This is a genomic window from Bacillus sp. FJAT-50079 (assembly GCF_018343515.1).
Taxonomy (GTDB): Bacteria; Bacillota; Bacilli; order Bacillales; family Bacillaceae_C; genus Lederbergia.
This window is the reverse complement of sequence record NZ_JAGYPD010000004.1, coordinates 1-23,252: the sequence shown is the minus strand read 5'-3', so window position 1 is coordinate 23,252 and position 23,252 is coordinate 1. Positions and strand designations below refer to the sequence as shown.

Here is a 23,252-nt window from a genome sequence, read left to right as displayed (position 1 = left end):
TTGAGTAAAAAAGAAAAACGAAGCTACATCTTTCCATGTAACTTCGTTTTTGATTAACGACTTTGTGCGAATTGTTGAATCGCTTCTGCCTTATCTGTTCTTTCCCAAGGTAAATCAATATCCGTACGACCAAAATGACCGTAAGCAGCAGTTTGTTTATAAATAGGGCGACGAAGGTCAAGCATACGAATAATGCCTGCTGGACGTAGATCAAAGTTTTCTCTGATCGCTTCTACTAATACTTCCTCCGCTACTTTTCCTGTTCCAAAAGTATCAACAGCAATCGATACAGGTTGGGCAACACCAATTGCGTAGGCCAATTGCACCTCACATTTAGCTGCTAAACCTGAAGCAACGATGTTTTTAGCAACATAGCGAGCAGCATAAGCAGCTGAGCGGTCCACTTTTGTTGGATCTTTCCCGGAAAATGCTCCGCCACCATGACGTGCATAACCGCCATACGTGTCAACAATGATCTTACGACCGGTTAATCCGGCATCCCCTTGAGGACCACCGATGACAAAGCGACCTGTTGGGTTAATGAAGTATTTCGTTTTTTCATCAAGCAGTTCAGCAGGTACAACTGGTTCAATCACATGTTTCTTTATATCTGCTTGAATTTGCTCAAGTGAGATTTCTGGATGATGTTGCGTAGAAAGGACGATTGTATCAATTCTAATTGGGTTATCATCCTGATCATACTCAACCGTTACTTGTGTTTTTCCATCCGGGCGCAAATAGGCCAATATTTCCTCTTTACGCACTTGGGAGAGTCGATATGAGAGCTTATGCGCAAGTGAAATTGGAAGCGGCATAAGCTCTTCTGTTTCATTACAAGCATAACCAAACATCAACCCTTGGTCTCCAGCTCCAATTGCTTCAATTTCTTCCTCAGACATAACTCCTTCTCGTGCTTCAAGCGCTTGATCAACCCCAGCTGCAATATCTGGTGATTGTTCATCAATCGATGTTAAAACAGCGCATGTTTCTGCGTCAAACCCGTATTTCGCACGATTATAACCAATTTCTTTGATGGTTTCGCGAACGATTTTTGGAATATCAACATATGTGCTCGTTGTAATTTCACCGGCGACTAAGACAAGTCCCGTCGTAACGGATGTTTCGCAAGCAACGCGCGCATTTGCATCCTCTTCTAAAATAGAGTCCAGTATTGCATCCGAAATTTGGTCACAAATTTTATCGGGATGTCCTTCTGTAACAGATTCTGACGTAAATAAGCGGCGATTTTGTGTCAACGGTGTTCCTCCTTTATATTTCTAGTTTCCTATTTTAACGGTACTCATTCCTTATTTATGCAAGCTGTTTAGAAAAGGCATTGGATTTTTGTATGTAAATGCAAAAACCTTTCCACTATGATGATGAGGAAAGGTTTTGATCATTTTTCCGAGCCTTTCACTCTTATCGTTCAAGGCTTCATTGCCTTGCAACAGGTTAAGCACCTTGCTTCCGAAAATAGGCAAGTAGGTTGCTGGGTTTCATCGGGCCTGTCCCCTTCACCGTCTCAGGATAAGAGTATCCGTTCAATTATGAATCATAACGCACATGATAAAACGATGTCAACTGAAATATTTTCCATGATAACATCGAATCCATTTTAATTGATGGAGTGTAATGATATCAATTGATACGTAAGGAGTGTTTTTTCATTTGCCCACTCAACCTTTTTAATGACGGCGTTTGCACGTTTTTCACTTTTTAAAGAATGGCGGACTTCAACTGGAATATCAATTGGGTATAAGCGATAACCCGATTTCTCGAGTGTAAAAAGATTTTCTTCTTGTCTTTTTTCGTTTCCTTTTGTCACGATTAACGTGTTCAACTCAAAAGGCATGCCCATATGAATTCCCCCTTTTCTTCAGCTATGTATTACACTGTTGTCTCTATTATACATGATTTTACTGGTCTTTCATCCATGCGCATACATCCTGAACAAGTTTTCTGTTACATTGAGGCGGAAAAAAATGGGTAAATGAGTCGAAATACCATGTATCAACTTTCTTCTTAAGGCTCTTCAAGTGTTTTTCCACTATCCTCGCATGCTCGATCGACACATGTTGATCTTGCTCTCCATGAATAATAAGAACAGGTATGTTAAGCTCTGCTAATAATCGTAAAGGTGTACGATATTCATACGCAGCACGATTTGTTTCAGGTGAGCCACCGATAACCCGCTTCATCATCCTCCTCATATCTTTCCTTTCCATATATGTAAGTGCAACATCGGACACTCCTGACCATGTAACAAGCGATGTCGCCTCTCGAAAATGAAGACCTGTGTGCAATGCCATAACGCCACCACGTGAAAACCCGAAAATATGTATACGATCCTTCTGAACGAATGGATGTGCTTTTAATAATTCAAATGCAGAAAATGCGTCATAACGATCAGCACCAGCAAAATCTTCATTCCCCTCACCACCCCGATTCCCTCGATAAAATGGGGCAAAAACAATGAAGCCTTCACAAGCAAATTGGGCAATTCGAGCTGGTCTCACCATTCCAACATTTTTGATTCCTCCACGTAAATATAAAAATCCATCATACACTCCTGCTTTCACAGGCTCCGCTAATAATCCCTTCACCTTTAATTTCCCCGAATAATACGTAATTAAATATAAGCGCACTAAAGGGTTGGGTGATGGAAATCGTTGTTTATCAATAACTAGCTGCTTCATATTTCTCCACCCTTTCTTTCGTTCTAGGCTATCACACATTTTTCCGCCCATCATAGACTAATGTATTCAACGTTCAATCAAATGAATGATGCTTTCAATAAAGGAGGATTTTTCAATGAAAAAATGGCTAAAAGCCAGTGCTTTACTAATGATTACTGTTTTTATCGTCGTTGCCACTGCCGCTTGTTCAACAAATGGCGGTACAACAAAAGTGAAAGTGGCCGAGGTAACCCGCTCAATTTTCTATGCTCCCCAGTACGTCGCAATTGAAAAGGGATTTTTTAAAGATGAAGGTCTCGATGTTGAACTGACAACAACTTGGGGCGGTGACAAGACGATGACAGCTCTTCTATCAGATGGCGCTGATATCGCCCTTGTTGGATCGGAAACCTCGATTTACGTGTATGCCCAAGGTGCAGCAGATAAAGTAATTAACTTTGCACAATTAACACAAACGGACGGCACCTTCCTCGTCGCCCGTGAAAATATCGAATCGTTCTCTTGGGATCAATTAAAAGACTCTACCTTCCTTGGTCAGCGTAAAGGCGGAATGCCGCAAATGGTCGGTGAATTCGTCTTAAAGAAAAATGGCATCGACCCACACTCAGACTTAAATTTAATCCAAAATATCGACTTTGCCAACATCCCGAATGCGTTTGCATCAGGGACAGGTGATTTTGTTCAATTATTTGAACCAACCGCTTCAATTTTTGAAAAAGAAGGAGTCGGTCATATCGTCGCTTCTTTTGGTGAAGAATCTGGTGAAGTACCATATACAACTTTCATGGCAAAAGAAAGCTATATGCAGAAAAATGAACAAACCGTTGAGAAGTTCGTACGCGCCCTCTACAAAGCCCAAAATTGGGTTGATGAGAATAGTCCCGAGGATGTGGCAAAGCTCGTCCAACCATATTTTGAAGACACAGATGCCGATACATTGGCGACCGTTGTTGAACGATATAAAAACCAAGGTTCCTTCGCTAAAGGAATGAAATTAACAGAAGCGGGCTGGGACCAACTTCAAGCGATTATGGATGAAGCAGGTGAACTTCCTGAAAAAGTCGATTATCAAACATTAGTCAATACGGAAATCGTAGATAAAGTACTTAACGAATAAAAAGGGAGGCCGAAACACATGAATTTTTTAGAAGTAGACGATGTCGGCCATCATTATTTTGCCCCTACTTCCATCACAACAGCTTTAGAAAATATTTCATTTACAATCAAAAAAGGCGAGTTCATTTCCTTGCTTGGACCAAGTGGTTGCGGAAAAACGACAATGCTCTCGATTTTATCCGGGTTAATTATGCCAACGACCGGGCGTGTCACTATTGAGGGAATTCCTCCTGATGCGAATCAAGCGTCAATCGGATATATGCTTCAGCAAGACTATTTATTTCCGTGGAAAACGATCGAAGAGAATGTTTTACTCGGTTTAAAATTGAATGGTCGATTAAATGAAACGACTCATAAGGAAGCACTCACTTTTTTGAAGCAAATCGGTTTATCTGGCGTGGAATCTCAATTTCCGCGCCAACTTTCCGGTGGAATGCGGCAACGGGCAGCACTTGCTAGAACGATGGCAGTCAATCCAAAATTATTACTCCTTGATGAACCGTTTTCTGCTCTCGATTATCAAACGAAATTAAAATTAGAAGATCTCGTATTCGAAACGTTAAGAGTTTACGAAAAGACAGCCGTACTCGTCACACATGATATTGGTGAAGCAATCTCGATGAGCGACCGAATATTATTATTTTCAGCGAAACCGGGACGCCTCTATCGGATCTTCGATGTTCCAGAAGAATTAAGAATCTTAAAACCTTTTGATGTTCGCAGCAAGCAAGCATACCACGATTTATTCCAAATTATTTGGAAGGAGCTGGAGTCTCTTGAATAATGAACAACATCCCAGCACCCTTCATAAACAATATAAGCAAAGATTAGCAACGGAAAATAAATGGGTGCTCTTTTATCAAATTCTCATTTTCATCGTGCTATTTTCCTTTTGGGAAATTGCCAGCCGCTCTAAATGGATCGACCCTTTAATTTTTAGCTATCCTTCAAAAGTAGCACATTTATTTATTGAAAAAATAACCGATGGATCATTGCTTACACATTTAAGTGTAACTGTGTTTGAAACAGTTTTAGGATTCGTTCTTGGCACTGCGCTTGGAACGCTCCTTGCCGCCATCCTTTGGTGGTCACCGTTTATTTCCAAAATTTTGGATCCATATCTCGTTATTCTAAATGCGATGCCGAAAATCGCTTTAGGTCCAATCTTAATCGTTGGCCTTGGTCCCGGATTTACTTCAATTATCGCAATGGGGGCAATTATTTCCATCATCATCACAACAATTGTCGTCTATACGTCATTTCGTAGCGTAGATGAAAATTATTTAAAGGTGTTAAGTACGTTCGGCTCTACACGACGACAAAAGTTTCAAGAAGCGATCTTGCCCGCTTCATTTCCAACGATTATTTCAACACTCAAAGTCAATGTCGGTTTATCGTGGGTAGGCGTCATCGTTGGAGAATTTCTCGTTTCCGCTAAAGGACTTGGCTATATGATTATTTATGGCTTCCAAGTGTTTAACTTCACCCTTGTTATGCTTTCGCTTCTCTTAATTGCGATCTTTGCCACCTTGATGTATCAAGCCGTAGAATGGTTAGAACGCAAGCTTATTAAGGATATTGATTGAAATTGAGGCTGGGACAAATGTTTATTATCAATCAAAATACGAACGCTAGCAACTGCAAATGACTCGCTCCGCAAATATAAATGTTCACCTTCGGAATTAATCACATTAGTTATGTCCCAGCCTATTTTGCTTAATGCCCGTATCATATGATCTCATCGATTTTGGCAAGTGCCATCGGAACAACCTCATCCTTCATGATAAAGCTAAATTCCTGATTTTTCAGTATCGAAACGAGATCACCCTCAATTAAAACAGGGCCCTTCGTTTCCATATAATCTCCCTTTGGCCTTATTTTTTCGATATCCGCAAAATAGATCTGTTTCACAAAAGGATTCACACGATCGTCGACAAAATATTCGCCAATAAAAATAAGCCGCCTTATCTTTCCTCCCGTTTCTTCATCGACTTCCCTTATTGCCGCTTCTTCTGCACTTTCGCCGTTTTCAATTTTACCTCCAGGAAATTCCCAGCCTCGTTGCGAATGATTCGTTAGCAGCCATTGATTTTCGAGACGGCAAATGATTAATACATGCTTCGCCTCTATTGGAAAAGTTGATTTCGTAAAGGCGAGTGTCACCATATTTCCCTTTTCATCCAAAAACTTTTTATGCATAATAATCTCCCTCTATACAATCATCCTATTTATTATAGCGGATGAGGGAAAATAAGACGTAAGTTTACTCCGATCGAAAATGGTTCAATATTCCCATGCTTTCTACATGTTGCTTCGCTTCTTGATCGCCGAGTGAGTAAATCATTCCATAAATCCGTAGTAAATTGTCATCATGGCGATCATTCGTTGGATCATGATGATATTCTAAAAACGGAATATGTGCCCGCAAAAAATCATCGATGCTATTATCGGCATTCGAATCAAATACCTTCCGAAGCATTTTGATTTCATCATCTGTCGCCTCGATTTTAAATTCCCAAGGCGAATCTGTCGCTGTACTCATAATTTGACCTGGTCCAACCGATATATAAAATGGCTTTTTTTCATTATCCAATATTTGCACCTACTTTTTTATTATCTAGCTCAAGGCGCTATCGGCTCGAGTTCACAAATCACAGGGAAATGAATATACTCCTGTTATCAGGAAGCTTTTGTTCACCTTGTTCTTTTCACCGATAAGTGGGCACCTTGCTCTTTTCTTAATTTCTTATGCATATTTTGCGATCAACTCACTTATTTTATTCTTAACAAGTATTTTTGAAATAGGGATTGTCCAGCTTTTAGTACGGGTATAGATAACAAATAAGTTGATTGCTGTTTGGAGTTATGGCATGATCATTTTATAGTAAAAGAGGTGAAAGATAATGAGGCTGGTTGATGAGCTATTCGCGATGTATCGTGATCGACTAACTGGTGATGAAGAAGATTTAGATATGATTACGTTTGCGGTGTTAGAACATTATAACCGCGACGAATTAATGGGTATCGTAAAAGATATGCAAGAGGATGAACTGCAATACTTTATTCGTTTATATTTATTGGAGACGTTAAAAGGTAAAATTGCCCAGCATGAAGGAAAAACTGGATATCCTCAATCATCGACTCATTTACATTAATACATATTGTAGAAATTATTCGCCCTTCTGTACGTAAGAAAGGTTTCCTAAAAACATTAGGAAACCTTTCTCTTGTTTTATTGACCTAGATAGGCTTTAAACATCCAGTTATGCTTTTCTAAGCTTTGATGAACAGCGAGCAGCATGTCCCCTGTCGTGTCATCGCCCATTTCTGTTGCGAGGTCCATGCTTGCTTTTAACTCTTCGATCATAATCGTAAAATCATCAACGATCGCACTTACCATCTGATCAGCACTCTCTCCACCTTTTGCCTCTTGTACACTTGCCATTTCAAGTGACTCCCTTAAGGTCGCGACTGGTTTGCCTTCTAATGCTAAAAGTCTTTCCGCCAGCTCATCAATATGAACACCTGCCTCCGTATACAACTGTTCAAACTTTTCGTGAAGCACAAAGAAATGGTGACCTGTTACATACCAATGAAAATTATGTAATTTTGTAAATAGTACTGTCCAGTTTGCCACCTGCTTATTGACGGCATCTACCAATTGTTTTTGCTCATTTTCTGTCATTTTAACCATCCTCCTCATTTGTATCATACCCTTTATCCTCAAGATCAAAACAAACTTTTGTCACTTTGCTCACTATGTTACAATGAATAGAACAATTAATTTCCCGAAAGAAGCGATCGGTATGCTTGCAAACATCTTTTTAAAAATCATTCGTTTTTATCAAATCATTATTTCACCATTAAAGCCTCCCACTTGTCGATTTTATCCAACCTGCTCTCAATATGGGCTTGAATCAATTCAGAGATTCGGAGCGATTCGCGGCGGATGGCTTACATGTAAACGAATTTTAAAATGTCACCCATTCCACCCAGGTGGATTCGACCCTGTACCAGAAAAGAAGCATTCCATAAAATAGATTTTTTTTCCACTTATTTTGATTCGTTCTTTTGACAAAACTAAATGTGTATCCATTAAGAAGGGGTGATACACATGGCTAAAGATGTATTATGTGAAGTACAAAACTGCCATTATTGGAAAAAGGGAAACCAATGTTCAGCTGATCAAATTTATGTTGTCAGCCATTCAGGATCCAAAGCAAAAAATGAACAAGAAACGGACTGCCAAACCTTTAAACATGAGTGAAGATCGTTTCTAAATGTGTGTCGAATCTCCAAAAAGACGATTACAATTATTTGCTGTAATCGTCTTTCTCATGCGCTTATTACTGATCTTCCTTAATGTATTGTAAAAGCTGCCTACGAACGATTTTATTTGCACCATTTCTCGGCAATGCTTCGATTTGATAGATCCGTTTTGGCATTTTGTATGAAGCTAATTTTCCCCGACAAAATTCAATGATATTTTGCTCTGATAACGGATTGCTTAAAACAACAAAGGCATATGGAACCTTGCCCCAAACAGCATCATTAACTCCTGTAACACCGGCTTCCATCACTTCAGGAATTTCCATCAATACCTCTTCAATTTCTGCTGGATAGATGTTTTCTCCGCCAGAAATGATTAAGTCTGACCTTCTGTCTAAAATATATAAAAATCCTTCCTCATCCAAATAACCGAGGTCTCCCGTTCGAAACCAGCCATTTTGAAAAGCTTCCTTATTGGCATCCTCTCTTTGTAAATAACCGCTTGTAACATTAGGTCCTTTTACAATAATTTCCCCGACTTCCCCATGCTCAGCCTGTTTTCCATTTTCAGTGACAATTTGTAGCTGAGCTGGAAACAGAGGCTTACCTGCCGAGCCAAGCTTTTCCAAGCTATCCTCGGGAGATAGTGTAACGATTTGCGAGGCTGTTTCCGTCATTCCATATGTTTGGATTACCGGGATCCCTTTTCGCTTGCACCATTCAAGCTGATGGCGCTGAGCTGCTCCACCACCAAGCAGCATGCAACGAAAACGTTCGTCGTATTTTTCGTCACCAAGCGCGAGCAGCATGCGATCAAGCATCGCCGAAACGACCGACATAATCGTAACTTTTCCAGATTTTAGTAATGTATTTGCATCATATTCATTGAACTGTTCCTGTAAATAAACGGGCATTCCATAAATCACACTACGCATTAAGATTGACATCCCACTAATATGGAACAATGGGACGGCGCAAAGCCATGCATCATCCTCACGTAGTCCTAGGTTTAAAGAAGAACCGATTGCACTCCACCAATGGTTGCCATACGTTTGTAAAACTCCTTTAGGCTTGCCAGTTGTTCCTGATGTATACATGATTGAACAGATATCATTTAAATGAAACTCAAGCTTTTCTTCAAAGCATTTCACCGGTCGACTTGCCAGTCTTTGCAAAGATAAGATGTATATATCTTTATTATTTTTTGCAATATCACTGGCAATGACGTTCATGCTATCATCAAAAATAAGTTTTTTTGCTTTGCTATCGATTAATTGAAACAATAATTCTGCACTTGTTAAACGATTATTAAGAAAAACAATTTCAGCTCCGCATTGTTGCAGTGCATGAATGAGCCAAACCGTAGTTGGATTATTTTTCACTAGCACAGCTACGCGCTCACCGCGCTGTACATGTAAACGGTTGGCAATCTTTCTTACTTCTTCCACCATTTCTGAAAACGTCCAAATTTGATTACCAAAAACAAGTGCCGTTCTATTCGGTGTCAAATAGGCACGCTGTAACAGCCAATTTGGAATCGCATTTTCCATACAAAAAACCCCTTACGAATTAATCAACAAAAAAGCTTGAACGGAACGCTCCATCAAGCTTTTTTTACCAATCTAATGATCTTCTAGCAGTCGAATTACATTACGGGAATCTTGGGAATTGATCAAAATTCGGTTTACGTTTTTCTTTAAAAGCGTCTCTTCCTTCTTTTGCCTCGTCAGATGTGTAATAAAGAAGCGTAGCATCTCCAGCAAGTTGCTGAATACCTGCTAGTCCATCTGTATCTGCATTGAATGCCGCTTTTAAGAAACGAAGGGCTGTTGGGCTCTTCTCCAACATTTCCTCACACCATTGTACTGTTTCATCTTCCAATTGCTCCAACGGTACAACTGTATTCACAAGCCCCATATCAAGTGCTTCCTGTGCATTGTATTGACGGCAAAGGAACCAAATTTCTTTTGCTTTTTTATGACCAACAATACGCGCTAAATAGCCCGAACCATATCCAGCATCAAAGCTGCCGACAACTGGACCTGTTTGTCCAAATTTCGCATTGTCTGCGGCAATCGTTAAATCGCATACGACATGAAGAACATGTCCTCCTCCAATTGCATAGCCAGCGACCATTGCTACGACCGGTTTAGGAATGACACGGATTAATCTTTGTAAGTCAAGTACGTTTAGACGCGGAATATTATCTTCACCAACGTACCCGCCATGTCCTCTTACTGACTGGTCTCCACCAGAACAAAATGCTAAATCGCCTGCTCCCGTAAGAATAATCACCCCAATTTTTGCGTCATCTCTTGCATAGGCAAACGCATCAATCAACTCCATTGTTGTTTTCGGTCTGAATGCGTTTCTCACTTCTGGTCGATTAATCGTAATTTTGGCAATTCCATTATAAGTTTCATATAAAATATCTTCGTATTCTCTTTCCTGAATCCATTCTCTAGCCACACCGTTTTCCTCCTTTATGTAAAAACTCTCTTACTATTGTACCAAACTTCTCCGGTTCTTCCACATGAACTGCATGCCCGACACCTACAAATGTTGATAACTCAGCATGCGGAAGCAATTTTTCCATCTCCATCGCAAGTGTGCAAAACTTCTCATCATCTTCACCACAAACAAGGAGAACGGGACAAACTATTTTATGTAAATCCTCCCAAAAGGAAGGCTGTTGCCCAGTTCCCATCCCACGTAAACTATTAGCCAGCCCTTCGGAAGAATTTTGCAATCGTTGACCTCTTATTTGCTCGCGAATTTTCTCCGGTAATTGCTGTTGGCTCGCAAATAAAGGAATCTGTTCCCAATATGCAACAAAATCCTCCATTCCGTTTTTTATAATCCGCCTCGCAAGCAGCTCATCTTTGTCCTTACGAGCTTCTCTCTCTTCCCGCGTTTTAAGACCTGGTGACGCACTTTCGAGAATAAGCCCCCTCACTTTTTCCGGAAAAAGCAAAGCGAAAGTAAGTGCAAGTCTGCCTCCCATTGAATATCCAAGAACTTGGACCTGCCCTGCGTCTAACTGATCGACGATACAGGACAGATCGTTGGCAACTTGACACATATCATATTTTTCCACATCATTGGGGGCAGTCGTTTGACCATGACCAATAATATCAATCGCAATTACTTTATAGTTAGCTACTAATATTTTCTTCAAATCATTCCATGTTGTAACGTCCCCAGTAAACCCATGCAAAAGCATGATTGAAGGACCCTCTCCAGAAACTTCGACATAATAATCTACTTCTCCGATGGAAAGCCTCATAAACGTGCACCTTGTAAAAATTTGTTTATTTCCCGGGAAACTTGCGACCAAATTCTCCGGTGACTTGCCGTATTTTTCTCACGATCTGTCGGAACTTCAATGACATTTAAGCCTTCATTGCTTCCAGCATCCATGATCGCCATTTGAAACGACAACCAATCATTGACTTTCGTATATTGACCATGGTACATCTTTACCGCATGCTCAAAATTTAGTCCGGTCGGTGTGCCATAAAGCAGTTCAAAATGCTTTGGCTCTTTCGCTTGCGGTAAATAAGAGAATATTCCACCACCATCATTATTGAGCACAATAATATTGATGTTCAGCTGATAAATTTTAGCAGCAAGTAAACCATTCATATCATGGAAAAAGGATAAATCGCCAATGACTAAATAAACAGGCCGTAAATGAACCGCCGCCCCAAGTGCAGTGGAGACTACTCCATCAATCCCATTTGCCCCACGATTTGCCATAATTCGCACATTCTTCTTTGTTTTATGTAAAAAAGTATCTACATCCCTTATCGGCATACTATTACCAACGAAAAGCGTGCTGTCTTCCGGAAGTAGTTCAGCGAGTTCCCTTATCGATTTTCCTTCATCCAATTCATCTAGCATCTGGAAATTCGTGTAAATGATGTTTTTTACTAAAAAATCCAATTTCTCCCACATCTTTAACCAGCGGGCATCTTTCTCATTATCAACCAACTGAGAAACCTTTTCGCAAAAAATAGCCTCGTCACAATAAAGGAGCTCCGCAGCAATATGTGACGGATCACGCCAGCCTCGGCCACCGTCAATAATTACTTGTTCAACCTCACTGCATTTTTCTAAAAATAGCGTGAGTGGCTTTGAAACAGGAATTCCACCAAAACGAATAATCAATTCTGGCTGTAACAGATCATTAGCTACGTCCGTTCTTAAAATCGCATCATAGCTATCGATCACATGATCTTCAACCGTACAATTGGATCTAAGTTGTGATAATGGATCAGCTAATATTGGAAAGCCAAGCTTTTCACTTAACGTTCTTACCACTACTGAGAACTCAGGATGATCGATTTGTCCACAAATGATGACTCCTTTTTCAATTCCTTGCCATTCTTTCGCCAATGCTTGGTAGAACTCATCAGCTAACTCAAGCTTTCCTATTTTGACTTCCGGCTTACTACCCTTTACCTCTTTTGAAAAAGGTGATGGGCTAAGCTGTGGGATCAGTGGCTCTCTAAATGGAAAGTTTAGATGGACAGGACCAGCTGGCAAACCTTTCGCCTCAGCAACAGATCGGATCGCCGTTTTCCGTGCATATCTGATAATCATATCTCCGCTTTCTGGGATGGCCATTTCTGAAAACCACTTCACATGGTTCCCGTACAAATGAATTTGATTCATCGCCTGCGGAGCACCGACATCCCGTAATTCATGCGGGCGGTCCGCGGTTAAAACGAGGAGCGGGACACGTGATAAGCTCGCTTCAATCACCGCTGGGTAAAAATTAGCTGCTGCCGTTCCAGACGTGCATAGCAAGGCGACAGGACTTCTTGATGCCTTCGCAAGACCAAGCGCAAAAAATGCAGCTGAGCGCTCGTCTATATTCACATATACATTCATATTTGGATGCTCAGCGAACAATAATGCGAGTGGTGTCGAACGTGAGCCCGGGCTAATGACCACATCGGTCACGCCCGCTTGCTCAAGCCCTTCGATAAAAGCAGATAAATAGTTTGTAAGCGTTTCTTGGCTCTTCATGACGATTTCCCTCCCACAGCTCGTAACATTGGCCGAAACTTTACACGTGTTTCAATCAATTCATCTTCTGAATTAGATCCTTTCACCAACCCACAACCTGCATATAAGTAAGCTTCATTTTCCTTAATTAGCCCCGAACGAATGGCAACGATAAATTCACCGTTCATACGGTAATCTGACCAGCCGATAGGCGCCGCATAGAAGCCTCGATCCATCCCTTCCATATCACGGATCATTTTCATCGCTGCTTTCGTTGGCACCCCTCCGAGCGCTGGCGTTGGATGAAGCCCCTTCACAACTTGAAAGATCGTATTTCCAGGTTTCATTTCTCCTGAAACAGGTGTATATAGATGCTGAATATCCGGTGTCTTCATAATCGCCGGCTGATCGGCAACTTTTACATCTTCACAATAAGGTCTAAGTGCCTTTTCGATCATTGAAACAACAAGCTGATGTTCAAATAGATTCTTCTCATCATTCAATAACCAATTCGCTAATTTTTCATCTTCTGCCGAGTACTCCGATCTTTCGATTGATCCAGCTAGACTTGTTGATAATACCTCTGTTCCATTTTTCTTTACAAGTCGTTCCGGTGATGCCCCTAAGAAATACGTATGTTTTGCTTGCAATGCGAAAACAAAACTATTTGGTTGCTGTCTAACTAATTGCTGAACAACATTGCCGACATTTACATTGCTGGCGAATTCGAGTTTCATTTTTCGTGCTAATACAACCTTTTGCAATTCCGTACCTTCTAATTTTTGTACAATGTCATCAACCGTTCGTGCCCATTCTTCAGCATTTAGCTCTTCCTGCATGACAAGTGCTGCACGATGCGGAATTTCTCTTTTGGCATTTTTAATTAATGTCGGAACAAATGCCTTAGCATCCTCATAGATTTCCGTTTCCCTAAGCACATTAATAGTTAAAAAGCATTGTTCATTCACAACAGTCAGCATATATTTTGGCAAATAAAAAAGGGTTTGTCCAAACGGCTCCCACTCCTTTTCTTTTGTACTGTCTGGATCAAATGAAAAGCCGCCAAACAATAATGGGCCCGTCCCAGAAACTTCAAATGGATTTATAATTTCAGCCTGATCACAAAGCTTCTTCCACTGATTTTCCAAATCGCATATTCGCTCTTCCTCGCCATTTGCTTTTAATACATAAGTAGCCCCAAGACCAACTAGGCTAAAGTTTTCATCCGGGCTTTGCCAAAAAAAGCTTTCTTCTTTATATAAATGTTGATTCCCACTATAAAACATAGTCGGATCAATAAAATCAATGTTCATTGTTTCACTAAACAATGTTGATTCTTCTTTAAAGTTCATCGATGCAGAATGCAAATTAGATCGCAATAATGACTTAATCAAAATCATCTCTCCTAAAACACAGGTCTTTTCTTTTTTTCCTACTTTCTTATTATATATGAAGAACGGAATGAAATGTAGCAATCAATCCGACTGGCAAAGAAAATAGATTGACACCCCACCATTCTTTACCTACACTTTAAGAAGTGGACATTTTTATTCAGTTGATTATTTTTAAGGGAGCGACATCGCAATGAATCTTCAAACTCAATTGATTGTACCAGCTGATAAAGGCTGGCGAATTTGGTGGCAACTAACGAGACCACATACACTTACTGCCGCATTTGTTCCCGTATTACTAGGAACAGTCATCGCAGGAAAATATACATCGATTCATTGGTTGCTGTTTTTAGCTATGCTAATCGCAAGCTTATTAATTCAAACAGCAACCAATATGTTTAACGAATACTTTGATTATGCAAGAGGGCTAGACAATGAAAACTCCGTCGGAATCGGTGGAGCAATTGTTCGAAATGGTGTAAAAGCACAAACAGTTCTAAGATTAGGCTTTGCACTTTTCGGTATTTCAATGCTGCTCGGGCTGTATATCTCCGTAACAACCAGTTGGTGGATCGCTGTTGTTGGGGTAATCTGTATGGCAATGGGATATTTTTATACAGGCGGGCCAAAGCCGATTGCATATACTCCTTTTGGGGAACTAACATCAGGCTTTCTCATGGGAGTCGTCATCATTCAAATTACGTTTTTTATTCAGACAGGCTATATTAGCAAGGAAAGCATCCTTGTCTCCATTCCAATTTCGCTTTTAATTGCTGCTCTTATGCTTTCCAATAATATTCGTGACCTCGATGGGGATAAAATAAACGGGCGTAAAACACTTGCGATTTTATTAGGTAAAACAAGAGCAATCCAATTATTAGCCGGCCATTTCATCCTTTCATATTTTTGGGTTGTCTTGCTCATCCTAACTATTGATGCATCTCCTTGGTTGCTGATTACGTTTGTAAGCATTCCAAAAGCATGGACAGCTGTAAAAGGATTCGTCGGTAAAACCGAGCCGCTAGAAATGATGCCTGCCATGAAAGCAACAGGACAAACGAATACGATATATGGACTACTGCTTTCAGTCGGTCTATTGATAAGCTATATTCTTTAAGAAACAGCACTTGCCTTTCGCAAGTGCTGTTTTTATATGTGTATTTTTATTAAGAATAGGGAAAGTGATACGATAGAAGGTAATTTCAAATGCAAATAAGTAATCGAGAAAACGCACATACTACGATTATTGCATAATGAAAAGGATGTGGCAGCATGCTTACAGAAGAACAAAAAACTTTTTTAGAAAATGAACTTTTAGAGCAGCGGAAACAATTATTGCAAACAATCCGACAAGATGAGGAAGTTTTTGAAAGTGCTAACGCCCGTGAAAGAGAATTATCAATGTACGATAATCATCCTGCCGATATGGGAACTGAACTTTTTGACCGTGAAAGAAACCTCGCCCTTTCTGTTCATGCCGAGGCAGAATTAAAAAAGGTCAATAATGCAATTGATGCATTACATGCTGGAAAATACGGAATTTGTCAAACTTGTGGAAAAGAAATTCCATATGAACGGCTCGAAGCAATTCCAAATACAACTTTTTGCGTAGAACATAGTCCCGAACAGACGTTATCACACGATCGCCCAGTTGAAGAAGAAGTGCTTCATCCAGCCGTCGATAATTCATTTGCAAGTCGCCATAAGGGGGATGGAGTTAGAGACTATGAGGACAGCTTTCAAGAAGTTGCTCAATACGGTACATCTGAAACACCATCTGATTTCGAAGGGGATTTCAACGACTACGACGACCTATACTCCGACGACTTAAAAGATGGGTTTACAGAACAATACGAAACATTCATAGGCAATGATATAGACGGTAAAACGACGGAAGTGATCACATCCGAAGAAAAAACAGCATATGAAGAAATGCTTGATGAAGAAGGAATTGAAGCTCCATTTGGCGATGTCCCCTATAAACAGACAGATGGTTATGTTGATAAATAAAAACATCCTCCTCTCATCAACTGTAGCTTAGAGAGGCACTTATTAATGAATGGCTCTCCCCATTCATTAATAAGCGATAAAAGCATCGTACATTGCCCTTGAGCGTTTAAAAAAAGGGAAAAGCCGTAAAACAAAAAATGCCACAGATTTAGGCAATTGCCTTAGACTGCTTTATGGCGATCAAATTGCTGATCACTATGCTGACCTTATTTAAGACCATTTGGTTATCGCTGTACAATTAGTAACAGCAGCTGTAAAAGGTGATGCGAAAACAGCTACGGAAAAAGAGAAACAATGGCGTCGGACCTAATTGCTGAAACGATCGTGATGCAATTTGCGCATCTGTTTGAATATTAATCATTGTTGATGAAAAGGGGCTGTCCTAGAAGTTAGAATAGCCCCCTTTTTATACACAGGTAGTAATTATTTCCTCCTGATAGAGACTATTTACATCATTTTAATCAATCGAACTTCATCCGATTGCCCTTCTCCCGCGGAAAATTTTCAATACGGTCAGTCGAGACACGTCCGATTTACCCTTTCCGGCAAAAATTCTCCAATATGGTAAATCGAAACACGCTCGATTTACCCTCAACAGCAAAAAATCCCAATAAGGGCATTCGAAGCATGCTCGATTTACCCTCAACAGCAAAAAATCCACAATAATGGCATTCGAAGCATGCTCGATTTACCCTCAACAGTAAAAAATCCGCAATAAGGGCATTCGAAACACGCTCGATTTACCCTCAACAGCAAAAAATCCACAATAAGGGCAATCGAAGCACGCTCGATTTACCCTCAACAGCAAAAAATCCATAAGAGGGGCATTCGAAGCATGCTCGATTTACCCTCAACAGCAAAAAATCCACAAGAGGGGCATTCGAAGCATGCTCGATTTACCCTCAACAGCAAAAAATCCACAATAAGGGCAATCGAAGCACGCTCGATTTACCCTCAACTGCAAAAAATCCACAAGAGGGGCATTCGAAGCACGCTCGATTTACCCTCAACTGCAAAAAATCCACAATAAGGGCAATCGAAGCATGCTCGATTTACCCTCAACAGCAAAAAATCCACAAGAGGGGCATTCGAAGCACGCTCGATTTACCCTCAACTGCAAAAAATCCATAAGAGGGGCATTCGAAGCACACTCGATTTACCCTCAACAGCAAAAAATCCCAATAAGGGCAATCGAGCGCCACAATCTTTACAAAAATCAATTAGTATTACCTTTTTATTTTGAAACATTGTTCTAGCATGACCGTTCGCAGCAATGAACAATTATCCATAAGGCTAGAATTTTATAATTTCCTAGACAACAAAAAAGCTATCCATTATTGGATAGCTTTTTCAAAGGATGACCCCTACGGGATTCGAACCCGTGTTACCGCCGTGAAAGGGCGGTGTCTTAACCGCTTGACCAAGGGGCCATAATGGATGATATGGCGGAGAAGGAGGGATTTGAACCCTCGCGCCGCTTACGCGACCTATGCCCTTAGCAGGGGCACCTCTTCAGCCTCTTGAGTACTTCCCCATATCCATTAACTCCGCAGGTAGGATTCGAACCTACGACCGATCGGTTAACAGCCGATAGCTCTACCACTGAGCTACTGCGGAATGGTGGGCCTGAGTGGACTCGAACCACCGACCTCACGCTTATCAGGCGTGTGCTCTAACCAGCTGAGCTACAGGCCCATATAAAAATATGGAGCGGGTGAAGGGAATCGAACCCTCATCATCAGCTTGGAAGGCTGAGGTTTTACCACTAAACTACACCCGCATAAATAATATTGTTGAATTGGGGCGACTGATGGGAATCGAACCCACGAATGTCGGAGCCACAATCCGATGCGTTAACCACTTCGCCACAATCGCCATGTTTCTTCTCGAAAATGGTGGCTCAGGACGGAATCGAACCGCCGACACAAGGATTTTCAGTCCTTTGCTCTACCGACTGAGCTACTGAGCCTTACTTTAGATAACATAGTTGCTACGCTATCGATTGTCCTTCGCCCTTATCTCAATAAGATGAAGGAAGTAGCGGATTATTGGATACAATTAATTATATAGAAAATATGGCGGTCCCGACGGGAATCGAACCCGCGATCTCCTGCGTGACAGGCAGGCATGTTAACCGCTACACCACGGGACCTTTTGGTTGCGGGGGCAGGATTTGAACCTGCGACCTTCGGGTTATGAGCCCGACGAGCTGCCAGACTGCTCCACCCCGCGATAATAATAATTATACTATTTTTCTGCATGCACAAAGCATATTAACTGTCCCGATCTCAGGAAGCTCATTCAAGCAGTATTTCGATCGGTACAACTCGCAGTTTATTCAGTGAAGTAACGCTCGTTGCTCCACCCAGCGATAATAATAAACAATATGAAATATGGAGGAGGTAGAGGGATTCGAACCCCCGCGCGGTTTGACCCGCCTGTCGGTTTTCAAGACCGATCCCTTCAGCCGGACTTGGGTATACCTCCAATATTGAAACAATGGTGGACCTTGTAGGACTCGAACCTACGACCGGACGGTTATGAGCCGTCTGCTCTAACCAGCTGAGCTAAAGGTCCTCTATATGGTAGCGGCGGAGGGGATCGAACCCACGACCTTACGGGTATGAACCGTACGCTCTAGCCAGCTGAGCTACGCCGCCAATATAGGATTTATTTTCTTAATGGTGGAGCCTAGCGGGATCGAACCGCTGACCTCCTGCGTGCAAGGCAGGCGCTCTCCCAGCTGAGCTAAGGCCCCATATAAAACTGGTCGGGAAGACAGGATTCGAACCTGCGACCCCTTGGTCCCAAACCAAGTGCTCTACCAAGCTGAGCTACTTCCCGTTTCAATATTAACAAACTAAAAATCTACATATTATGTTTCCATTTTATTTTAGAATTGGCGCGCCCGACAGGAGTCGAACCCATAGCCTTCTGATCCGTAGTCAGACGCTCTATCCAATTGAGCTACGGGCGCAAATAAAATGGTGCCGAGGACCGGAATCGAACCGGTACGGTAGTCACCTACCGCAGGATTTTAAGTCCTGTGCGTCTGCCAGTTCCGCCACCCCGGCAACAAATCAAAATAATTTTTGGAGCGGAAGACGGGGTTCGAACCCGCGACCCCCACCTTGGCAAGGTGGTGTTCTACCACTGAACTACTTCCGCGCTTGAATAGGTTGTTCTGACTTCTGTGTTTGCCACAGGATATGACAAATTTTAACAGAAGACCATTTATTTTTAAAGTGCGGGTGAAGGGAGTCGAACCCCCACGCCTTACGGCACTAGATCCTAAGTCTAGCGTGTCTGCCAGTTCCACCACACCCGCAAATATAAAATGGTGAGCCATGCAGGATTCGAACCTGCGACCCTCTGATTAAAAGTCAGATGCTCTACCGACTGAGCTAATGGCTCGTACAAGTGGTGCCGGCCAGAGGACTTGAACCCCCAACCTACTGATTACAAGTCAGTTGCTCTACCAATTGAGCTAGGCCGGCATATGGTGGAGGATGACGGGATCGAACCGCCGACCCTCTGCTTGTAAGGCAGATGCTCTCCCAGCTGAGCTAATCCTCCATTGTACAAAATCACAAAATATGTATGCCTGGCAGCGTCCTACTCTTGCAGGGGGAAACCCCCAACTACCATTGGCGCTGAAGAGCTTAACTACCGTGTTCGAGATGGGAACGGGTGTGACCTCTTCGCTATCGCCACCAGACAAATTTTTAAAGACATTTATAATTATAATGCCTTTTATTATTTTTTCAAGAGGAAATTTTCATTTTCTCAAAACTAGATAAATGAGAAGGTAAACCATGTAATAAATTGATTAAGTCCTCGATCGATTAGTATCCGTCAGCTCCATGTGTCACCACACTTCCACACCGGACCTATCAACCTGATCATCTTTCAGGGATCTTACTAGCTTGCGCTATGGGAAATCTCATCTTGAGGGGGGCTTCATGCTTAGATGCTTTCAGCACTTATCCCGTCCGCACATAGCTACCCAGCGATGCTCCTGGCGGAACAACTGGTACACCAGCGGTGCGTCCATCCCGGTCCTCTCGTACTAAGGACAGCTCCTCTCAAATTTCCTGCGCCCACGACGGATAGGGACCGAACTGTCTCACGACGTTCTGAACCCAGCTCGCGTACCGCTTTAATGGGCGAACAGCCCAACCCTTGGGACCGACTACAGCCCCAGGATGCGATGAGCCGACATCGAGGTGCCAAACCTCCCCGTCGATGTGAACTCTTGGGGGAGATAAGCCTGTTATCCCCGGGGTAGCTTTTATCCGTTGAGCGATGGCCCTTCCATGCGGAACCACCGGATCACTAAGCCCGACTTTCGTCCCTGCTCGACTTGTAGGTCTCGCAGTCAAGCTCCCTTGTGCCTTTACACTCTGCGAATGATTTCCAACCATTCTGAGGGAACCTTTGGGCGCCTCCGTTACATTTTAGGAGGCGACCGCCCCAGTCAAACTGCCTGCCAGACACTGTCTCCCAGCCGGATCACGGCTGCGGGTTAGAATGTCAATACAGCAAGGGTAGTATCCCACCAATGCCTCCACCGAAGCTGGCGCTCCGGTTTCCAAGGCTCCTACCTATCCTGTACAAGCTGCACCAACATTCAATATCAGGCTGCAGTAAAGCTCCACGGGGTCTTTCCGTCCTGTCGCGGGTAACCTGCATCTTCACAGGTACTATAATTTCACCGAGTCTCTCGTTGAGACAGTGCCCAGATCGTTGCGCCTTTCGTGCGGGTCGGAACTTACCCGACAAGGAATTTCGCTACCTTAGGACCGTTATAGTTACGGCCGCCGTTTACTGGGGCTTCAATTCGCACCTTCGACCGAAGTCTAAGCGCTCCTCTTAACCTTCCAGCACCGGGCAGGCGTCAGCCCCTATACTTCGCCTTACGGCTTCGCAGAGACCTGTGTTTTTGCTAAACAGTCGCCTGGGCCTATTCACTGCGGCTTCCGCAAGCTTTCACTCGCGGGAGCACCCCTTCTCCCGAAGTTACGGGGTCATTTTGCCGAGTTCCTTAACGAGAGTTCTCTCGATCACCTTAGGATTCTCTCCTCGCCTACCTGTGTCGGTTTGCGGTACGGGCACCCATTTCCTCGCTAGAGGCTTTTCTTGGCAGTGTGGAATCAGGAACTTCGGTACTATATTTCCCTCGCCATCACAGTTCAGCCTTAGGAGTAAGGATTTGCCTCACTCCCAGCCTACCTGCTTGGACGCGCTAATCCAGCAGCGCGCTTACCCTATCCTCCTGCGTCCCCCCATTACTCAAACGGAAATTAGGTGGTACAGGAATATCAACCTGTTGTCCATCGCCTACGCCTTTCGGCCTCGGCTTAGGCCCCGACTAACCCTGAGCGGACGAGCCTTCCTCAGGAAACCTTAGGCATTCGGTGGAAGGGATTCTCACCCTTCTTTCGCTACTCATACCGGCATTCTCACTTCTAAGCGCTCCACCAGTCCTTACGATCTGGCTTCACAGCCCTTAGAACGCTCTCCTACCATTGACACCAGAAGGTGTCAATCCGCAGCTTCGGTGATACGTTTAGCCCCGGTACATTTTCGGCGCAGAGTCACTCGACCAGTGAGCTATTACGCACTCTTTAAATGGTGGCTGCTTCTAAGCCAACATCCTGGTTGTCTAAGCAACTCCACATCCTTTTCCACTTAACGTATACTTTGGGACCTTAGCTGGCGGTCTGGGTTGTTTCCCTCTCGACTACGGATCTTATCACTCGCAGTCTGACTCCCAAGGACAAGTAATTGGCATTCGGAGTTTGTCTGAATTCGGTAACCCGATGAGGGCCCCTAGTCCAAACAGTGCTCTACCTCCAACACTCTTACCTTGAGGCTAGCCCTAAAGCTATTTCGGAGAGAACCAGCTATCTCCAGGTTCGATTGGAATTTCACCGCTACCCACACCTCATCCCCGCACTTTTCAACGTACGTGGGTTCGGGCCTCCAGTAAGTGTTACCTTACCTTCACCCTGGACATGGGTAGATCACCTGGTTTCGGGTCTGCGACCTCATACTTATTCGCCCTATTCAGACTCGCTTTCGCTGCGGCTCCGTCTCTTCAACTTAACCTTGCATGAAATCGCAACTCGCCGGTTCATTCTACAAAAGGCACGCCATCACACATGAATGTGCTCTGACTACTTGTAGGCACACGGTTTCAGGATCTTTTTCACTCCCCTTCCGGGGTGCTTTTCACCTTTCCCTCACGGTACTGGTTCACTATCGGTCACTAGGGAGTATTTAGCCTTGGGAGATGGTCCTCCCTGCTTCCGACGGGATTTCACGTGTCCCGCCGTACTCAGGATCCACTCTGGAGGGAACGAAGTTTCGAATACAGGGCTGTTACCTTCTCTGGCGGGTCTTTCCAGACCGCTTCATCTACTTCGTTCCTTTGTAACTCCGTGTAGAGTGTCCTACAACCCCAAGAGGCAAGCCTCTTGGTTTGGGCTCTTCCCGTTTCGCTCGCCGCTACTTAGGGAATCGATGTTTCTTTCTCTTCCTCCGGGTACTTAGATGTTTCAGTTCCCCGGGTCTGCCTTCCATTTCCTATGTATTCAGAAATGGATACTACTCCATTACGAGCAGTGGGTTTCCCCATTCGGAAATCTCCGGATCAACGCTTGCTTACAGCTCCCCGAAGCATATCGGTGTTAGTCCCGTCCTTCATCGGCTCCTAGTGCCAAGGCATCCGCCGTGCGCCCTTATTAACTTAATC

At 42.9% G+C, this 23,252-nt stretch carries 19 protein-coding genes, 21 tRNA genes, 2 rRNA genes and 1 riboswitch; of the genes, 8 read left to right on the top strand and 34 right to left on the bottom strand.

The window, feature by feature from the left end:
* Window positions 1–53: 53 nt before the first annotated feature.
* The 3 genes from metK to KHA95_RS11085 all read right to left on the bottom strand — a co-directional run bounded on the left by metK (window position 54) and on the right by KHA95_RS11085 (window position 2,696).
* Complete coding sequence (gene metK, locus KHA95_RS11095) at window positions 54–1,256, bottom strand: methionine adenosyltransferase (protein WP_213137578.1); 1,203 nt, start codon at window positions 1,254–1,256, stop codon at window positions 54–56.
* 160 nt (window positions 1,257–1,416) lie between these two features.
* A riboswitch (SAM riboswitch) is annotated at window positions 1,417–1,534 on the bottom strand.
* A gap of 81 nt (window positions 1,535–1,615) precedes the next feature.
* Window positions 1,616–1,858, bottom strand: a complete 243-nt coding sequence (locus tag KHA95_RS11090) for a DUF2584 domain-containing protein (protein ID WP_213137577.1) — start codon at window positions 1,856–1,858, stop codon at window positions 1,616–1,618.
* 58 nt (window positions 1,859–1,916) lie between these two features.
* Window positions 1,917–2,696, bottom strand: a complete 780-nt coding sequence (locus tag KHA95_RS11085) for an alpha/beta hydrolase family protein (RefSeq protein ID WP_213137576.1) — start codon at window positions 2,694–2,696, stop codon at window positions 1,917–1,919.
* Between the two features lie 115 nt (window positions 2,697–2,811).
* On the opposite strand from KHA95_RS11085, the gene KHA95_RS11080 reads away from it, so the two are divergent.
* The 3 genes from KHA95_RS11080 to KHA95_RS11070 are packed head-to-tail and all read left to right on the top strand — an operon-like array spanning window position 2,812 to window position 5,398.
* Window positions 2,812–3,813, top strand: a complete 1,002-nt coding sequence (locus KHA95_RS11080) for an ABC transporter substrate-binding protein (protein WP_213137575.1) — start codon at window positions 2,812–2,814, stop codon at window positions 3,811–3,813.
* An 18-nt stretch (window positions 3,814–3,831) separates the two neighbouring features.
* Window positions 3,832–4,596, top strand: a complete 765-nt coding sequence (locus tag KHA95_RS11075) for an ABC transporter ATP-binding protein (RefSeq protein ID WP_213137574.1) — start codon at window positions 3,832–3,834, stop codon at window positions 4,594–4,596.
* A complete protein-coding gene (locus KHA95_RS11070; RefSeq protein ID WP_249316835.1) occupies window positions 4,589–5,398 on the top strand; it encodes an ABC transporter permease in 810 nt (269 codons plus the stop codon). The genes KHA95_RS11075 and KHA95_RS11070 overlap by 8 nt, the downstream gene beginning before the upstream one ends.
* Before the next feature lie 142 nt (window positions 5,399–5,540).
* Here the strand turns inward: KHA95_RS11070 and ytkD are convergent, their stop codons facing one another.
* Both ytkD and KHA95_RS11060 read right to left on the bottom strand, forming a co-directional pair.
* The gene (ytkD, locus tag KHA95_RS11065; RefSeq protein WP_213137573.1) at window positions 5,541–6,011 is read right to left on the bottom strand and encodes an RNA deprotection pyrophosphohydrolase; all 471 of its coding nucleotides are present in this window, start codon (window positions 6,009–6,011) and stop codon (window positions 5,541–5,543) included.
* A 64-nt stretch (window positions 6,012–6,075) separates the two neighbouring features.
* Window positions 6,076–6,414 (bottom strand): hydrolase, encoded by a 339-nt coding sequence (locus KHA95_RS11060; RefSeq protein ID WP_349305468.1) that lies wholly within the window; start codon window positions 6,412–6,414, stop codon window positions 6,076–6,078.
* A gap of 301 nt (window positions 6,415–6,715) precedes the next feature.
* Between KHA95_RS11060 and KHA95_RS11055 the strand changes: the two genes are divergently transcribed.
* Window positions 6,716–6,967 carry a DUF6154 family protein gene (locus KHA95_RS11055; RefSeq protein ID WP_213137571.1) on the top strand — a complete coding sequence of 84 codons (252 nt, stop codon included), beginning with the start codon at window positions 6,716–6,718 and terminating at the stop codon, window positions 6,965–6,967.
* A 77-nt stretch (window positions 6,968–7,044) separates the two neighbouring features.
* Here the strand turns inward: KHA95_RS11055 and KHA95_RS11050 are convergent, their stop codons facing one another.
* Window positions 7,045–7,497 (bottom strand): Dps family protein, encoded by a 453-nt coding sequence (locus tag KHA95_RS11050; RefSeq protein ID WP_213137570.1) that lies wholly within the window; start codon window positions 7,495–7,497, stop codon window positions 7,045–7,047.
* Window positions 7,498–7,618: 121 nt separating this feature from the next.
* On the opposite strand from KHA95_RS11050, the gene yidD reads away from it, so the two are divergent.
* A complete protein-coding gene (gene yidD, locus KHA95_RS11045) occupies window positions 7,619–7,852 on the top strand; it encodes a membrane protein insertion efficiency factor YidD (protein WP_213137569.1) in 234 nt (77 codons plus the stop codon).
* A gap of 74 nt (window positions 7,853–7,926) precedes the next feature.
* Window positions 7,927–8,079 carry a DUF1540 domain-containing protein gene (locus KHA95_RS11040; protein ID WP_213137568.1) on the top strand — a complete coding sequence of 51 codons (153 nt, stop codon included), beginning with the start codon at window positions 7,927–7,929 and terminating at the stop codon, window positions 8,077–8,079.
* A 79-nt stretch (window positions 8,080–8,158) separates the two neighbouring features.
* Here the strand turns inward: KHA95_RS11040 and KHA95_RS11035 are convergent, their stop codons facing one another.
* From KHA95_RS11035 to KHA95_RS11015, 5 genes are all read right to left on the bottom strand, one after another.
* Window positions 8,159–9,631 (bottom strand): o-succinylbenzoate--CoA ligase, encoded by a 1,473-nt coding sequence (locus KHA95_RS11035; protein ID WP_213137567.1) that lies wholly within the window; start codon window positions 9,629–9,631, stop codon window positions 8,159–8,161.
* 100 nt (window positions 9,632–9,731) lie between these two features.
* The gene (gene menB, locus KHA95_RS11030; RefSeq protein ID WP_213137566.1) at window positions 9,732–10,550 is read right to left on the bottom strand and encodes a 1,4-dihydroxy-2-naphthoyl-CoA synthase; all 819 of its coding nucleotides are present in this window, start codon (window positions 10,548–10,550) and stop codon (window positions 9,732–9,734) included.
* Window positions 10,543–11,367, bottom strand: coding sequence for a 2-succinyl-6-hydroxy-2,4-cyclohexadiene-1-carboxylate synthase (menH, locus tag KHA95_RS11025; protein WP_213137565.1), 825 nt, complete (start codon window positions 11,365–11,367; stop codon window positions 10,543–10,545). Before menH ends, menB begins: the two co-directional genes overlap by 8 nt.
* Entirely contained in the window at window positions 11,364–13,115 is a 1,752-nt protein-coding gene (gene menD, locus KHA95_RS11020) for a 2-succinyl-5-enolpyruvyl-6-hydroxy-3-cyclohexene-1-carboxylic-acid synthase (RefSeq protein WP_213137564.1), read from the bottom strand. The genes menH and menD overlap by 4 nt, the downstream gene beginning before the upstream one ends.
* Window positions 13,112–14,488, bottom strand: coding sequence for an isochorismate synthase (locus KHA95_RS11015; protein WP_213137563.1), 1,377 nt, complete (start codon window positions 14,486–14,488; stop codon window positions 13,112–13,114). The genes menD and KHA95_RS11015 overlap by 4 nt, the downstream gene beginning before the upstream one ends.
* A 190-nt stretch (window positions 14,489–14,678) precedes the next feature.
* On the opposite strand from KHA95_RS11015, the gene KHA95_RS11010 reads away from it, so the two are divergent.
* Window positions 14,679–15,602: a 1,4-dihydroxy-2-naphthoate polyprenyltransferase gene (locus tag KHA95_RS11010; protein WP_213137562.1), complete on the top strand. Its 924-nt coding sequence runs from the start codon at window positions 14,679–14,681 to the stop codon at window positions 15,600–15,602.
* Window positions 15,603–15,757: 155 nt separating this feature from the next.
* The gene (locus KHA95_RS11005) at window positions 15,758–16,495 is read left to right on the top strand and encodes a TraR/DksA C4-type zinc finger protein (RefSeq protein WP_213137561.1); all 738 of its coding nucleotides are present in this window, start codon (window positions 15,758–15,760) and stop codon (window positions 16,493–16,495) included.
* A gap of 1,358 nt (window positions 16,496–17,853) precedes the next feature.
* Here the strand turns inward: KHA95_RS11005 and KHA95_RS11000 are convergent.
* The 23 genes from KHA95_RS11000 to KHA95_RS10890 form a co-directional block, all read right to left on the bottom strand.
* Window positions 17,854–17,925 (bottom strand) — tRNA-Glu (locus KHA95_RS11000).
* Window positions 17,926–17,938: 13 nt separating this feature from the next.
* Window positions 17,939–18,029: transfer RNA gene (locus KHA95_RS10995), tRNA-Ser, on the bottom strand.
* Window positions 18,030–18,040: 11 nt separating this feature from the next.
* Window positions 18,041–18,112, bottom strand: a tRNA-Asn gene (locus KHA95_RS10990).
* Window position 18,113: 1 nt separating this feature from the next.
* Window positions 18,114–18,190, bottom strand: a tRNA-Ile gene (locus KHA95_RS10985).
* Between the two features lie 11 nt (window positions 18,191–18,201).
* A tRNA-Gly gene (locus KHA95_RS10980) sits at window positions 18,202–18,275 on the bottom strand.
* Window positions 18,276–18,294: 19 nt separating this feature from the next.
* Window positions 18,295–18,370, bottom strand: a tRNA-His gene (locus tag KHA95_RS10975).
* An 18-nt stretch (window positions 18,371–18,388) separates the two neighbouring features.
* Window positions 18,389–18,464 (bottom strand) — tRNA-Phe (locus tag KHA95_RS10970).
* A 107-nt stretch (window positions 18,465–18,571) separates the two neighbouring features.
* Window positions 18,572–18,647: transfer RNA gene (locus KHA95_RS10965), tRNA-Asp, on the bottom strand.
* Between the two features lie 3 nt (window positions 18,648–18,650).
* A tRNA-Met gene (locus tag KHA95_RS10960) sits at window positions 18,651–18,727 on the bottom strand.
* A gap of 162 nt (window positions 18,728–18,889) precedes the next feature.
* A tRNA-Ser gene (locus KHA95_RS10955) sits at window positions 18,890–18,982 on the bottom strand.
* A 13-nt stretch (window positions 18,983–18,995) separates the two neighbouring features.
* A tRNA-Ile gene (locus KHA95_RS10950) sits at window positions 18,996–19,072 on the bottom strand.
* Between the two features lie 6 nt (window positions 19,073–19,078).
* Window positions 19,079–19,155: transfer RNA gene (locus KHA95_RS10945), tRNA-Met, on the bottom strand.
* Between the two features lie 22 nt (window positions 19,156–19,177).
* A tRNA-Ala gene (locus KHA95_RS10940) sits at window positions 19,178–19,253 on the bottom strand.
* A 9-nt stretch (window positions 19,254–19,262) separates the two neighbouring features.
* Window positions 19,263–19,339 (bottom strand) — tRNA-Pro (locus tag KHA95_RS10935).
* A 56-nt stretch (window positions 19,340–19,395) separates the two neighbouring features.
* A tRNA-Arg gene (locus KHA95_RS10930) sits at window positions 19,396–19,472 on the bottom strand.
* Between the two features lie 8 nt (window positions 19,473–19,480).
* Window positions 19,481–19,569 (bottom strand) — tRNA-Leu (locus KHA95_RS10925).
* Window positions 19,570–19,588: 19 nt separating this feature from the next.
* A tRNA-Gly gene (locus KHA95_RS10920) sits at window positions 19,589–19,663 on the bottom strand.
* A 78-nt stretch (window positions 19,664–19,741) separates the two neighbouring features.
* Window positions 19,742–19,823: transfer RNA gene (locus KHA95_RS10915), tRNA-Leu, on the bottom strand.
* Window positions 19,824–19,833: 10 nt separating this feature from the next.
* Window positions 19,834–19,909, bottom strand: a tRNA-Lys gene (locus KHA95_RS10910).
* 7 nt (window positions 19,910–19,916) lie between these two features.
* Window positions 19,917–19,992 (bottom strand) — tRNA-Thr (locus KHA95_RS10905).
* Between the two features lie 3 nt (window positions 19,993–19,995).
* Window positions 19,996–20,071, bottom strand: a tRNA-Val gene (locus KHA95_RS10900).
* Between the two features lie 26 nt (window positions 20,072–20,097).
* Window positions 20,098–20,213 (bottom strand): 5S ribosomal RNA (gene rrf, locus KHA95_RS10895).
* 107 nt (window positions 20,214–20,320) lie between these two features.
* Window positions 20,321–23,252, bottom strand: a 23S ribosomal RNA gene (locus tag KHA95_RS10890).